The sequence below is a fragment of the Mycobacterium sherrisii genome (genome assembly GCF_002102355.1).
GTDB classification, from domain to species: domain Bacteria; phylum Actinomycetota; class Actinomycetes; order Mycobacteriales; family Mycobacteriaceae; genus Mycobacterium; species Mycobacterium sherrisii.
The window spans coordinates 18,871-31,970 of the sequence record NZ_LQPT01000023.1; the positions used below are offsets into that span (position 1 = coordinate 18,871).

The window sequence follows — 13,100 nt, forward strand, 5'->3', positions numbered from 1 at the left end:
CTGGAGGTACCCGGGCCGACGTTGTGAGAAGTGTCTCGGCCTAGGCTCGAGCCGTGCCCATCCCCTATGACGACGCGCTGCGAAAACGGATCCGCGAGCACCTGGCCCGCCACCAACGCCGCGTCGTGACCGACCCGACCAAGCGGCACGCCGCCGTCGCGGTGGTGCTGGTCGACTCGGAGGTGGGTGAGGACCGGGTCGATCCGGTGGCGGTGGACGAGTGGAACGCGGGCCGGCCCATGCCGGCGACCCACTTGGACGGCCGCATGGTCGACGTCTCCGGCGGTGCGGCGTTTCTGCTGTGCCGCAGGGCTTCCCGCCTCACTTCACACGCCGCCCAGTGGGCGCTTCCGGGTGGCGGCGTCGATCCGGGTGAGACGGCGGCCGAAGCGGCGCTGCGTGAACTACGCGAAGAGGTCGGCGTGGATCTGCCCGCCTCGCCCGTGCTCGGTCTGCTCGACGATTACCCGACCCGCTCGGGCTACGTGATCACCCCGGTGGTGGTCTGGGGCGGCGGGCGGCTCGACCTTCATCCGGCCCCCGACGAGGTGGTGGCGGTGTACCGAGTCGGAGTGCACCAGCTGCAGCGCGCCGACTCGCCGCGATTCATCACCATCGCCGAGAGTCCGCGACCGGTCGTGCAGATTCCGTTGGGAAACGACCTCATCCACGCCCCGACCGGCGCGGTGCTGCTGCAACTGCGCTGGCTGGGTCTGGAAGGCCGATCCGACCCCGTGGACCAACTCGAGCAGCCCGTCTTCGCCTGGAAATAGTTATCCGACAGGCACTTCCGGCACTTCCGGGATTTGCTGCGCGACGAGCGGGCGACTGGGAATGCGCTGACGGAGCACGGGGGCCACGTCGGACTGAAAGAGTTCGAAGCTGCGACGCTGCTGGCCGGGGGACACCCCGTCCGCGTCGGCGGACAGGTGCATCACTTCGTGCCCGAGCTGCTCATGGTGCCGGCCCACCTTGTCGATCACCTGCTCGGGACTGCCGACCAGCGCCGAACTGCGCTCGACGAAATCTTCCATCGACTCGAACACGACCGGCAGTCCGGCGCGGCGCGCAAACTGCAGGCGCGCCTCGAACATCGGCCGGTAGGTGTCGATCGCTTCCTGGGACTTACGCGTGATGTAGAAGCCCGCAGTGCCGGCGCCGACCAGGGCGTCCTCGGGTCGACGACCGTAGAACTCCCAGCGCTGGCGGTAGTGGCGCACCAGCTCGGCGTACGGCTCGACGGGCTGGATGACGTTGGCGGAGAAGAGCGGATCACCGTGCCCCGCCGCCAGATCGACGGAGTCCTTACTCGTCGCGCTGCCGTGCCAGATGCGAATCCGCTGCTGCAGCGGCCGGGGCAGCGCTTTGACATGATCCAGCGGCGGGCGGAACCGCCCCGACCACGTCACATCCTCACTCTCCCACAGCAACCGAAACAGCTCGTAGCCCTCACGGTTGCGGTCCCATTGGTCCTCGGTTGTCACGTTGAACAGCTGGGCCTGCGCCGCGCCGTTACCCTTTCCGATGATCAACTCGAGACGGCCGCCCGAGAGGTTGTCGAGGGTTGAATAATCCTCGAACGCACGGACCGGATCGAGCAGGCTGAGCGTCGTAACACCGGTGAAAAGACTGATTTTCGAGGTGCGCGCGGCGATGTTGCTCAGCACCACCGGCGGCGACGACGAGATGAACGGATCCTCATGGCGCTCGCCGACGGCGAATCCGTCGAACCCCAGCTCCTCGGCGAGCACCGCCTTGTCCAGCACATCGCGCAGTCGTTGCGCCGGGCTCATCTTCTGTCCCGAAATGGGATCCGGGACATGGGTGATCAACGTGATCAACAAGAACTTCATCCGAAATCCTCACCGGTGGGCGGCTGTTCGACCGGGCACCAGCCGCTGCTCCCGCTGCTCCGTGGCGCTGGTAGCCGCGACTGTACCCGCACTGGGCAGCTGTAGCGCTCGGCCATCCGCACGCCCGCCTCCACTCCACCGTGACGTCTTACCGAAGCCAACCGAGCCGCCGGGCGCCGCATTCCCGCGACCGAGGCGGGCCCTAGCCAGACGGCTAGGCCGGCGGCAAGATACTGGGCAACGTTGCCGCCGAGCGATTCAGGAGTGCCGCATGACGACTTACGCATTCGACCCGGAAATCGGTGCGGTGGTCCCGTACCTGCCCGGCCTGCCGGGCGGCGACCCGGTAGCCATGCGAGCGTCGTTGTCGGAGATGATCGCCCAGTTTCCGCCGCCGGACACCACCGGACTGCAGATCGAGAACCGGCAAATACCGGGTCGCCCCGGCGATCCCGAAATACCCATTCGCATCTACCGGCCCGAGCGGCGCGGCGCCCCCGCGGCGGCCTACCACGTGCACGGGGGCGGATTCATCGCCGGCGACCTGGAGACCGAACATGCCTTCAACGTGGAATTGAGCCGACAACTGGGCATCGTCGTGGTCTCCGTCGATTATCGGCTGGCGCCCGAAACTCCGTACCCCGGCGGGCTGGAAGACGTCTATGCCGGCCTGGTGTGGACCGCGACCCACGCGGACGAATTGGGCATCGACCCGCAACGCATCGCCATCCAGGGCACCAGCGCCGGCGGGGGACTGTGCGCGGCGTTGGCGCTGCTGGCGCGCGATCGGGGTGGACCGCACATCGCGTTTCAATTCCTCTCGGTCCCCGAACTCGATGATCGGCTCGGCACGGCCAGCATGACCGCCTTCGTCGATACGCCGCTGTGGAGCCGACCCCGGGCCGTCGTGAGCTGGGACTGTTATCTGGGACCGGGGCGGGCCGGCACCGCGGACGTGCCGATCTATGCCGCACCCGCCCGAGCCACCGATCTGGCCGGCTTGCCACCGGCGTACGTGTCAGTCATGCATTTCGACCCACTTCGGGACGAAGGCGTCGCCTATGCGCTCGCCATGCTCGCCGCCGGTGTCAGCGTCGAATTGCATTTATTTCCAGGCACTTTCCACGGCTCTGCGATGATCCAGGACGCCGCGATCTCGAAGCGCGAGCAGGCCGAGAAGCTGGCGGTGCTGCGTCAAGCGCTTGCCGTGTAGCGTCTGCGACGCGGCGAGATCAGCTGCGCCGGTGGCTGTCTCGTTGCAGGCGGGTGGCCCGGCCGGCGGCCGCCGCCAATGCCAGCACCGCCAGCACAGCGAGAATGGTGGCGTCGGGTCGTGCGGACCCGACGGTGCTCAACAGCATCGGCAGGCCGAAACCGAGATAGCTCACCGTGTAGAAGGCTCCGGTGAGGGCGCCGCGCAGGCGTTGCGGCGCAGCGGCTTCCAGGTCGATCAGGCCCTCGCGCAACAGCAGACCCGAGGCGCACCCCAGGATCACCAGCAACGGCACCGCGACCGCCAGGGACATCGTCGGCAACGCCACCGCGGTAGCCCCGTAGCCGATCGCGGCCAATACGGCGCCGACGACGCCGGTGTGCGGTCCCCACCGGCGCGCGCGGGCGACCAGCTGAGTCGCGCCGCTGACACCGTTGGCAATCAGCGCTGCGGTGCCCGCGGCCAGCGGCGCGGCCAGCCCGGTGTGCACGTGTGCGGGGATGGTGACGAAGGCCAGCGTCACCGAGGAAAAGACCCAAGGCGCCAGCGGCAGTGCCCAACTCAGCGCCTGGCCGATCCCGCGCCGCTGGGCGGCCGGCTCGACGCGGGACCGGGTAGCTACCGTCAACGCGGGTGCGCGGTGGGCCGCAACCACCGCGGCGATGGTTGCCAGGACGATCAGTGCGGCGGCGATCACAAACGACTGCCACAGTCCCGACCGTCCTGCCGAGGCGAACACGCCGGCAACGAAGGGGCCGACGGCGAAGCCCGTCGTCAAGACCGCCCCCGCGACACCCGCCCCGGCCGGGCCTCTCATGTCCGAAGCCCATGCGGTGCACGAGCTAATCACCAGTCCCACACCGGTTCCCACCACGAGCCGGCCGGCGAGCAGAACGTCGGCATGCTGGGAGACCAACATGGCGACCGTGCCGGCCAGTGACGTGATCGACCCCGCCCATGCCACCGACGGGCGGCCCAGCAGATCCGAGGCGCGGCCGCCGATGATCAGCCCGGGAAGCAGTCCGACGGCGTAGATCGCGAAGATGGCATCCAGAGTGGAGCGACCGAGATGCTCGCGGGCACTGAGGACGGGAATCAACCCGACGAAGTGATTGGCCACCCACCCGGTCGCCAGGAGGACCGCCAACACCGAGCCGAACAGCAGCCCCGACCCCTCATGTCCGTCACCTTGGTGCGGGGTGACCGGTTGCGGGTCCACCCCATGCACCACCGCCACGTTGGCCCTGCACACTGCTTCCTCCCCTATTCGCACGCCAGAACGGTCGAAACTGCAAGTTGCGGTGATGTCGGCCACAGCGCCGGTTCCTCGAAGTCCATCGCCACAGGGACTTTCGCGGGCATCCGTCCTGCGTGCAGAGCGGCGCGGCTCAAATGCTTATTCCCGTGTGGGATGCAACACCGATTGTCAGATCGAAGTCTGCCCAGCCGGAGCGGGTTTGAATCACGACCGAGACAAACCTAGTGGGTTGCCGACACCGTTCCTAGGCTGCCCCGGGTGATGTCGACCAACCCGGCGCCGGCCCGGGTGTCTGTGCATGGTGTCGACCGCACCTTCGGAACGCACACCGTGCTTCACGACGTCGACCTGGAAATCGAGCCCGGTCAGCTCGTGGTCTTGCTTGGTTCCTCGGGCAGCGGCAAGTCCACACTGCTGCGGCTCATCGCCGGCCTTGACCGCCCCACCGGGGGGCGAATCGACATCGACGGCGAAGCGGTTGTCGGTGTCGATCCGCGGTGCGCCATGGTCTTTCAGGAGCCTCGCCTGCTGCCCTGGCGGTCGCTGTCGGCAAACGTCGCATACGGCTTGCCGCCCGGGACGGCGCGGACCAACGGTGCCGCCACCGTGCGGCACTGGCTCGAGGTCGTCGGATTGGCAGAGTTCGCCGACCATTACCCCCGGCAGGTCTCCGGCGGCATGGCCCAGCGGGCCGGCCTGGCGCGGGCCTTGGCGCGACAACCCCGCGTTCTTTTGCTGGATGAGCCGCTGGCCGCGCTGGACGCCCTGACCCGGCTACGAATGCAGGACCTGCTCGATGCGGTCCAGCAAGAGGCAGGCACCACAACGGTATTGGTGACTCACGACGTCGATGAGGCGGTGATCCTCGGTGACCGGGTGTTGATCCTGCGCACCGACGCCGGTGGCGGCGCCCGCATCGCCGCGGCGCACGACATCGCGCTCCCCAAACCACGCGATCGAGGTGATCCGCGCATCACCGCGCTCCGTGACGAATTACTCGGCGAACTCGGCGTCGCCCGACGCGGTTCCGGCTCGCGGGCCGCAAACACAGAGGAGACGAAAGGTCTATGAAATCCCGTTATCTGACAATTCTTTTGGCGGTCGCCGGAACCGTCATCGCGTCCGGTTGCGGTTCGACCGGCGGCGCGGCGTCGAAGGATCTTCGCGTGGATTACGCGTACTACAGTCCGCTGAGCCTGGTGGTGCGCGATCAGCACCTACTGGAGAACCGCGGCTACCACGTCACCTGGGTGCTTTCGGCCGGCTCTAACAAGGCCAACGAGGGGTTGCGGTCCAAGGCCCTAGATGTCGGGTCGACCGCGGGTTCCGCCGCCCTGGTGGCGCGGGCCAACGGCGCGCCGATCAAGGCCATCGACCTGTACGCCGGCGGCGAGTGGACGGCGCTGCTGGTCGCCAAGAATTCGCCGATCAACTCGGTCGCCGATCTGAAGGGGAAAAAGGTCGCCGTCACCAAGGGGACGGATCCGTACTTCTTTCTGTTGCAATCACTTTCGACCGCCGGCCTGTCGCCCAGCGACATCGAAATCGTCAATCTGCAGCATGCCGACGGCAAGACCGCCCTGGAGCGCGGCGACGTCGATGCCTGGTCCGGGCTGGACCCGTTCATTGCGCAAACCATCCAGCAATCCGGTTCCCGGTTCATCTACCGCAATCCCAGCTTCAACACGTATGGCTTCTTGAACGCTCGCGAGGATTTCATCGCCAACAACCCCGAAGCCGTCCAGGCGGTGGTCGACAGCTATGAGGAGGCCCGCAAATGGGCGAAGACACATCCCGACGCGCTGGCGGCGTTGCTGGCCTCGCAAGCGAACATCGCGTTGAGCGTGGCCCAGGAGGAGCTGACCCGCACCTTGGTGGACATCGACCCGGTACCGGGCGCGCCGCAGTGGGAGGTGCTCACCCGGGTGGAACCGCTGGCGGTCGCCGACTCCGATATCAAGTCCGACGCCGCCGGCCGCAGCGCGCTGAGCACCTTGATCGAGCCGAAGTACATCCAGCAAGCCCACTGACGCCGCGGTGGCGGGCGAAGCTGCCGGCCACGTTGACGGGCTTGGTCGTTCCGGTCCTGCTGTTGGTGATCTGGCAGCTCACCACGGCGGTGACGGGATTTTTCGCACCCAGCCAATTGCCGCCGCCCGGGGACGTGGTGGCCGCGCTGGCCGGCTTGTTGCGGCGGGGCGAGCTGTGGACGCATCTGCGGGCCAGTGGCGCACGGGTGCTGACCGGCTACCTGATCGGTGCGGCCGCGGCGCTGGGCCTCGGCTCGCTCGTCGGGTTATCGGTGATCGCGCGCAGATTGCTGGCGCCGACGGTGGCGGCGTTTCGCACGGTGCCGTCTTTGGCGTGGGTCCCGTTGCTGCTCTTGTGGTTTGGTATCGACGAGACACCCAAGATCCTGATGGTGGCCATCGGCGCGTTCTTTCCCGTCTACACGACGACGGCCTCGGCGCTCGCCCATGTCGAACCGCACCTGCTGGAGGTGGGCCGGGCCTACGGGCGGCACGGTGCCTCGTTGCTGGCGACGGTGATGTTGCCGGCCGCCGCCCCGGAGTTGATCAACGGCCTGCGGCTGGGCCTGGCCAATGCCTGGTTGTTCGTGGTCGCCGCCGAGCTGATCGCGTCGTCGAAAGGCCTCGGGTTCTTGCTGATCGACAGCCAGAACACCGGCCGCACCGACATCATGCTGCTGGCCATCACGCTATTGGCCGGCCTGGGCAAGCTCAGCGACGTGATACTGGGCGCGGTTGAGCGGCGGCTGCTGCGTCGGCGGTAGCGGAGGCGCTATTTGCCGGGACGCAGTACGGGTGTCACCAATTCGCCTGTGCTCAGGTAATTCTCGAGGTTGCGGATGGTCAGCAGCGCCATCGCCCGGCGGGTGCGGGCCGTCGCGCTGCCGATGTGCGGGAACAGCACGACATTGTCCAACTCGAACAGCGCCTCCGGCACCCGAGGTTCATCGGCGAACACGTCCAGTCCGGCCCCGCCCAGGCCGCCGCCGGCAACCAGCTCGACCAGTGCGTCCTGATCCACCACGCTGCCGCGCGCGATGTTGATCAGATAACCCTCGGGGCCCAATGCCTCCAGTACCCGACGATCGACCAGATGGCGAGTCGCGGCATCACCCGAGGTGGCAACCACCAGCACGTCGACCGACTCGGCCAACTCGAGCGGTGACGGGGCGTAACGATAGGGCACGCCGTCCTTCGGGTGCCGGTTGTGATAGGCGACGGCGCAGTCGAATCCGAGCAACCGAGTTGCGATCGCCGAACCGATCCGGCCCAGTCCGAGGATGCCGACCTGAAGGCCACTGACATCTCTGGCATACCCGAATGGCCCCTCGCGCGCCCAGCGGCCCGCGCGCACGTAGCGATCGGCGGCCCCGAAACGGCGCAACGTCATCAGGATCAGCCCCAGCGCGGTGTCGGCGACGGTGTCCGACAACACATCCGGAGTGTTGCTCACGCCGATACCCCGGTGCCGCGCGGCCTGCAGATCGATCGAATCCACGCCGGCCCCGTTGTTGACAATGGCCCGCAGATTCGGCAGCGCGGCCATCGTGTGGGCGTCGACACCGCCCAGGCCCGAGGTCACCACCACGCGAAATCGTGCGCCGTGCTCGGCGAGAAACCGCGCCCGTTCCGGACCCGCAGGGAGCGAGTCGATTTCGTAGCGCGCCGACAGTTCTCGCTCCAGGGTGGGTTCGAAGATGCCGATCCGCAACACGTCGTCTGCCTTCTTGACCGTCATCCGTGCATTATCTCCCGCCGTCGCCGGCCCGCGGAAAACGTGCGCTCGGCGGCGACTCGCCGTCGTCGCAATAGCGTCCCTATGCCGCCACAGACGCCGGCTGCCCGCACAATAGCGCGATGCGGCCAGTGTGGGAGCTTTGGAAGACCGGCATGTATGTCGTGCTGCTGGCGGTGCTGGTGGGCTGCTCCGCGGCATACCAGCGCGGCGGATCGGCCTCCGGTGGTGGTGACTTCGCCGGCCCGATCGAGATCGGCAACGGACGCCACCTCTACCTCGAATGCCACGGGCGAGGTTCGCCGACAGTCATTTTGGACTCGGGTTATCACAATTCGTCGGATCCCTGGGGCCAGTCCGACGCCGCCGCGCCGGCGGTTGGGCCGGCCGTGCTGCCGGCGCTGGCCGACAAGCATCGCGTCTGCGCCTACGACCGGCCCGGCACGCTGCGCTACCCCGACCCGAGCATCACCGACCGCAGTTCCCCGGTCCCGATGCCACGTACCGCACACGACGTGGTCGAAGACCTGCATGCGTTGCTGACCGCGGCCCATATCCCCGGGCCGTATGTCCTGGCCGGGCATTCGTTGGGCGGGCTGTTCGTCCGGCTCTACGCGCAGACCTACCCCGAGCAGGTGAGAGGTGTGGTGTTCGTGGACGCCTTCGGCGCCGAGATACCCGGGCTGCTGGGATCGGCCTGGCCGGTCTACCGCCAGCAGTTGGATGAACCGTTGCCGCAGTTCGCAACTGCGCCCACGTTCGAAGTGATCGACATCGACAAGAGCGTCGCGCAGGTTGCCGCGGCACCGCCGTTCCCGCCCGTCCCGACCGTGGTGTTGACCCGGACTGAGCCGTTCGCGGTTCCCGGCACCGTCTCGGCCGAACAGAGCGCGCAATTGGAAGACGCGTGGCGGGGCGGCACGTCGGCGCTGATCGGACTGCGACCGCAGACACCGCATTTGATCGCGACGGGCAGCGACCACTTCATCCAAATTCACCAGCCCGACCTGGTCGTCGCCGGGGTGCGTCTGGTGATGCAGCGTGCTGCGCCCTGAGGCATCCGAGCAAGATCGAGTTCAGAAGAACGTCCCGGCGTGGGGGGCGCCGGGCACCGCGAACAGTCGATCGGCTACGGCCAACGCGTGCTCGTCGTCGGCCCGCGCCAGCCCGGCCAAGGCGAGACTGCGCCAGGTCGCGCCGCCGAGCAGCACGGCGCCCAGGCCCTCGATGCCGACGCGTACATCGGCCCGCCGGGCGGTCGGCTCGGCACCCTCGCCGCTGATCGCGAAGGCCGCCGAATTCCGGGGCAGCAACGGATCGTTGACGGCAATCGTGACGGTCCCGTCTCCGGCGTAGGTGCGTGCCGCCAGTGCCCGCTCGGCGTCGACGATACGCAGCCACGTTTCGTCAAGCATCGCGGTTACCGCGACCGCGCGGCGATCGACCAGCAACGAAGGCAGCGGATCGTCGACTGGCAGCATCCAAAACTTGACCCGATCAATGAGATCCAGCCCGAGCAGGAAGCGCAGCAGACCGAGATACGCGTCGGCGGTGGGGGCGAAGAAGTCCTCGACGACGATGGTGCGCTGGTCGCTGACGAACCATCTCTCGGTGTCGACCGGGCGGTAACGGACGAATCCCGACTCGGCGCCGGGGGCGCCGTGCACCGCGACGTACCAAGCGCCCGAGGATGATTCGGTGCGCAGCCGAACCCCCTCCCACCAGGCGGCGGGGCGGGCGATGGTGCCCGGCCGCGACGGACGATGCGTGTCGTAGATGCGCGGCAGGTGGTCCCAGGCTTGGGCACCCGACAACAACCGGACCGGACCGCCGGAACCGACACCGGGGCGAAAAACCGCCCGCGCCGTCTGAATCTCAACGCTTTGCGCCGAACTGGCCACGCCGTAGCCGTATCGCTCGTAGATCGTGGCCTCCGACGCCCGCAACGAGGCCACCACCTCACCGCGTGCCGCGATGTCGTGAAGCTGATGGCGAATCAGGCCGGTGGCGATGCCTCTGCGGGTGAACATCGGCAGCACCCCGATGTGGGTCACGGCGGCGTGCTCCACCACGGCGCCGCCGGGCAGGGTCATCGTGCTCGTCACGGCGTCGGCGGTGCCGGCCAGTTGTCCGTCGACGAATGCGCCGATGGTCCGGCCCGGGTCCAGCAGCTTGGTGATCTGGCCGGGCGGCAGATCAGAGATGGGCGGGAAGCCCACCATCGCCGCGCGAAACACGTTGGCTGCGGCCACCAGGTCTGCTTCGCTGTCGAGAACGCGGATCTCGATCGTCATTGGGCAATCATGTCGCGCGGGTTACGGCGGGCAAAGATCTCCCCGCAAGCCGCCGCGGACCGGCCGCGGAGCCAATTTGTTCTCCGCCCGTCCGACCCCTAGCTTGGCGATTGATGGCTCCGAAATTTTTCTGGTTTCTGCCGACCACCGGCGACAGCCGTTCGATCGTCGGCGGGTCGCATGCTTCGTCGAACCGCGATCTCCCCACCGGGTATCGCGCACCGAGCCGGCGTTACCTGGCCGAGGTCGCTCGCGCGGCCGACCGGCTCGGGTACGAGGGCGTGTTGACGCCGACGGGAACCTGGTGCGAGGACGCGTGGCTGACCTCGGCCGCGTTGCTGGCCGAGACCGAGAAGCTGAAGTTTCTGGTTGCGTTTCGACCCGGGTTGGTGCCGCCGACCCTGGCCGCGCAGCAGACCGCGACGCTGCAACGGTTTTCCGGGGGCAGGGTGTTGCTCAACGTCGTCAGCGGTAGCGACGATGCCGAGCAACGCCGCTTCGGCGACTACCTCGGTCACGACGAGCGCTATGCCCGCACCGCCGAGTTCCTCGAAATCGTCACCTCGGTGTGGACGCAAGAATCGGTCGACTTCACCGGCAAGTACTACACCGTCGAGGATGCGCGGGTGTCGGCCCCGCCGGATCCCCTGCCCGGGATCTACTTTGGCGGCTCGTCGCCCGCCGCCCTGCCGATCGCGGGCCAATTCGCGGATGTCTATCTGACCTGGGGTGAGCCGCCGCAGGCCGCCGCGGCCAAGATCGACAAGGTCAGGGCGGAGGCCGCCGCGCGGGGCCGCAAGATCCGGTTCGGGATTCGACTGCACACCATCAGCCGCGACACCTCCGCGGCGGCCTGGGCCGTCGCCGACCAGTTGCTCGCCGACCTGACCGCGGAGCAAATTCGCAAAGCCACGGCGCTGCACGCCAAATCCGAATCCGAGGGCCAGCGGCGAATGACGGCACTGCACGGCGGGCGCCTCGACAAGCTGGAGATCTATCCGAATCTGTGGGCCGGAGTCGGCCTGGTCCGTGGCGGTGCCGGGACCGCGCTGGTGGGTAGCCATCAAGAAGTCGCCAACCTGATCCGCGAATACCACTCGCTGGGTTTCGACGAATTCATCCTCTCCGGCTACCCGCATTTGGAGGAGGCGTACTGGTTCGCCGAGGGTGTCCGCCCGCTGCTGGCCGAAGAGGATCGCCGGCGCGCCTCGGCGTAGCGGGAACACGCCCGGGGGCCCGCCGGGCACCAGTTGCGATCCGCATGATTTCAACGCCGCCGCTGCGTAGCGGGCGGGTGCGGCGCTCGCGGCCCCCGGCGCGATCCCGTCGTCCTGACTACAGTTGGGCGCAGCGGCAGCGACAAGCCGAAACGGCGGGAGGCACCGATGCGGATTGCGCAGTGTTGTCGGCCGCCGGCACGCCCCGCGTGCGCGGCGGCTAGCTAGCACCAACGGACGACCCCGCCGGGGGATCCGGTCGCATCGATCACGAAAGCGGTTCCGCCGATGCCCGATTCGTCGAATTTCATCCACCTTGCCGTAGCGCTGAACGGTGCCGGCTGGCACCCGGCGGCGTGGCGAGAGGACGACGCCCGTCCCCAGGACCTGTTCAGCGCGGGCTACTGGGCGGACCTGATCACGACGGCCGAACGCGCGACCCTGGACTTCGTGACGATCGAGGATGCACTGGCACTGCAGTCCGACGACCCCTCGGAGCCCGACAACCGCACCGACCGGGTCCGCGGCCTCCTCGACGCGGTACTCATCGCCTCCCGAATCGCGCCGCACACCAAGGGAATCGGGCTCATACCGACGGCCATCGTGACCCACACCGAGCCGTTCCACCTGTCGAAGTCGATCGCGACCCTGGACTATGTCAGCACCGGACGGGCCGGGGTCAGTATCGCGGTGTCCGGCCGCCAGGACGTGGCCGCGCATTTCGGGCGCCGCACGCTGCGTCACGTGTCCGCCGGTGCCGTCGACGATCCCGCGGCAGCCCGGCAAATCAACGAATTGTTGGCCGAGGCCGCCGATTACGTCGAAGTGCTGCGCCGGCTGTGGGACAGCTGGGAGGACGACGCCGAAATCCGCGACGTCGCCACCGGACGGTTCATCGACCGGAACAAGTTGCACTACATCGACTTTGCGGGGCGATGGTTCTCGGTCAAGGGCCCCTCGATCACGCCGCGCCCACCCCAGGGCCAGCCGATCGTCGCCGCGCTGGGACACGGCACCGCGTCCTATCAACTGATCGCCGAGGGCGCCGACGTCGGCTTCGTCACCCCGCGCACCGCGACGCAGGCGGCCGACATCACCGGCGAGATCGGTGCGCTCGGCCGCGGCTCCCGGACGGACCCCGTACATGTCTTCGCGGATCTGCTGGTATTCCTCGACGACTCTGCCGCAACGGCGCAGGCCCGGCGCGGCCGACTCGACGCCCGCGCCGGCAGCGAATACCACAGCGACGCCGAAACTTTCGTCGGGACGCCGGAGCAACTGGCGGACCTGCTGACCGACTGGCACGCGGCCGGACTCTCGGGGTTCCGGCTACGGCCCGCCGCACTGCCCCATGACCTTATCCAGATTACCGAAGCGTTGGTACCGCACTTGCGCCGGCGGCGGCGGTTCCGGGACAGCTACGGCGCGAGCACACTTCGCGGGCTGCTCGGATTGCCCCGGCCCGATAACCGGTACGCGACCGCCTGAGATAGCCGAAGG

Annotated in this window: 12 protein-coding genes; 8 read left to right on the plus strand and 4 right to left on the minus strand. The window is 68.0% G+C overall.

Annotation, left to right across the window (positions count from 1 at the left end; genetic code table 11):
- Positions 1 to 53 precede the first annotated feature (53 nt).
- On the plus strand, positions 54 to 773 hold the full coding sequence (locus AWC25_RS04010; RefSeq protein WP_069399347.1) for an NUDIX hydrolase: 720 nt from the start codon (positions 54 to 56) through the stop codon (positions 771 to 773).
- Here the strand turns inward: AWC25_RS04010 and AWC25_RS04015 are convergent, their stop codons facing one another.
- Complete coding sequence (locus tag AWC25_RS04015; RefSeq protein ID WP_069399348.1) at positions 774 to 1,853, minus strand: LLM class flavin-dependent oxidoreductase; 1,080 nt, start codon at positions 1,851 to 1,853, stop codon at positions 774 to 776. It lies immediately after the preceding gene.
- Positions 1,854 to 2,124: 271 nt separating this feature from the next.
- Between AWC25_RS04015 and AWC25_RS04020 the strand changes: the two genes are divergently transcribed.
- Positions 2,125 to 3,066, plus strand: a complete 942-nt coding sequence (locus AWC25_RS04020) for an alpha/beta hydrolase (RefSeq protein WP_069399349.1) — start codon at positions 2,125 to 2,127, stop codon at positions 3,064 to 3,066.
- Positions 3,067 to 3,085: 19 nt separating this feature from the next.
- Here the strand turns inward: AWC25_RS04020 and AWC25_RS04025 are convergent, their stop codons facing one another.
- Positions 3,086 to 4,285 carry an MFS transporter gene (locus AWC25_RS04025; RefSeq protein ID WP_244899457.1) on the minus strand — a complete coding sequence of 400 codons (1,200 nt, stop codon included), beginning with the start codon at positions 4,283 to 4,285 and terminating at the stop codon, positions 3,086 to 3,088.
- A gap of 300 nt (positions 4,286 to 4,585) precedes the next feature.
- On the opposite strand from AWC25_RS04025, the gene AWC25_RS04030 reads away from it, so the two are divergent.
- The 3 genes from AWC25_RS04030 (at position 4,586) to AWC25_RS04040 (ending at position 7,118) form a co-directional block, all read left to right on the plus strand.
- Complete coding sequence (locus AWC25_RS04030) at positions 4,586 to 5,395, plus strand: ABC transporter ATP-binding protein (protein WP_276048752.1); 810 nt, start codon at positions 4,586 to 4,588, stop codon at positions 5,393 to 5,395.
- Entirely contained in the window at positions 5,392 to 6,354 is a 963-nt protein-coding gene (locus AWC25_RS04035) for an aliphatic sulfonate ABC transporter substrate-binding protein (RefSeq protein ID WP_069399351.1), read from the plus strand. The genes AWC25_RS04030 and AWC25_RS04035 overlap by 4 nt, the downstream gene beginning before the upstream one ends.
- Before the next feature lie 65 nt (positions 6,355 to 6,419).
- A complete protein-coding gene (locus tag AWC25_RS04040; protein ID WP_085166417.1) occupies positions 6,420 to 7,118 on the plus strand; it encodes an ABC transporter permease in 699 nt (232 codons plus the stop codon).
- Between the two features lie 8 nt (positions 7,119 to 7,126).
- On the opposite strand, the gene AWC25_RS04045 is transcribed toward AWC25_RS04040, so the two are convergent.
- Complete coding sequence (locus tag AWC25_RS04045) at positions 7,127 to 8,092, minus strand: 2-hydroxyacid dehydrogenase (RefSeq protein ID WP_085166389.1); 966 nt, start codon at positions 8,090 to 8,092, stop codon at positions 7,127 to 7,129.
- 119 nt (positions 8,093 to 8,211) lie between these two features.
- Here AWC25_RS04045 and AWC25_RS04050 point away from each other — a divergent pair, with 119 nt between their 5' ends.
- On the plus strand, positions 8,212 to 9,144 hold the full coding sequence (locus tag AWC25_RS04050) for an alpha/beta fold hydrolase (protein WP_085166390.1): 933 nt from the start codon (positions 8,212 to 8,214) through the stop codon (positions 9,142 to 9,144).
- A 21-nt stretch (positions 9,145 to 9,165) separates the two neighbouring features.
- Here the strand turns inward: AWC25_RS04050 and AWC25_RS04055 are convergent, their stop codons facing one another.
- Positions 9,166 to 10,383: a GNAT family N-acetyltransferase gene (locus tag AWC25_RS04055; protein ID WP_085166391.1), complete on the minus strand. Its 1,218-nt coding sequence runs from the start codon at positions 10,381 to 10,383 to the stop codon at positions 9,166 to 9,168.
- Positions 10,384 to 10,496: 113 nt separating this feature from the next.
- Between AWC25_RS04055 and AWC25_RS04060 the strand changes: the two genes are divergently transcribed.
- On the plus strand, positions 10,497 to 11,600 hold the full coding sequence (locus tag AWC25_RS04060; RefSeq protein ID WP_085166392.1) for an LLM class flavin-dependent oxidoreductase: 1,104 nt from the start codon (positions 10,497 to 10,499) through the stop codon (positions 11,598 to 11,600).
- Between the two features lie 288 nt (positions 11,601 to 11,888).
- Complete coding sequence (locus AWC25_RS04065) at positions 11,889 to 13,088, plus strand: LLM class flavin-dependent oxidoreductase (RefSeq protein ID WP_069399356.1); 1,200 nt, start codon at positions 11,889 to 11,891, stop codon at positions 13,086 to 13,088.
- Positions 13,089 to 13,100 lie beyond the last annotated feature (12 nt).

Bases quoted from the DNA above. Each gene is read 5' to 3' on its own strand.
- AWC25_RS04055 (WP_085166391.1), bottom strand. From the start codon at position 10,383: ATGACGATCGAGATCCGCGTTCTCGACAGCGAAGCAGACCTGGTGGCC.
- AWC25_RS04065 (WP_069399356.1), top strand. From the start codon at position 11,889: ATGCCCGATTCGTCGAATTTCATCCACCTTGCCGTAGCGCTGAACGGT.
- AWC25_RS04045 (WP_085166389.1), bottom strand. From the start codon at position 8,092: ATGACGGTCAAGAAGGCAGACGACGTGTTGCGGATCGGCATCTTCGAA.
- AWC25_RS04035 (WP_069399351.1), top strand. From the start codon at position 5,392: ATGAAATCCCGTTATCTGACAATTCTTTTGGCGGTCGCCGGAACCGTC.
- AWC25_RS04050 (WP_085166390.1), top strand. From the start codon at position 8,212: ATGCGGCCAGTGTGGGAGCTTTGGAAGACCGGCATGTATGTCGTGCTG.
- AWC25_RS04020 (WP_069399349.1), top strand. From the start codon at position 2,125: ATGACGACTTACGCATTCGACCCGGAAATCGGTGCGGTGGTCCCGTAC.
- AWC25_RS04030 (WP_276048752.1), top strand. From the start codon at position 4,586: ATGTCGACCAACCCGGCGCCGGCCCGGGTGTCTGTGCATGGTGTCGAC.
- AWC25_RS04060 (WP_085166392.1), top strand. From the start codon at position 10,497: ATGGCTCCGAAATTTTTCTGGTTTCTGCCGACCACCGGCGACAGCCGT.
- AWC25_RS04015 (WP_069399348.1), bottom strand. From the start codon at position 1,853: ATGAAGTTCTTGTTGATCACGTTGATCACCCATGTCCCGGATCCCATT.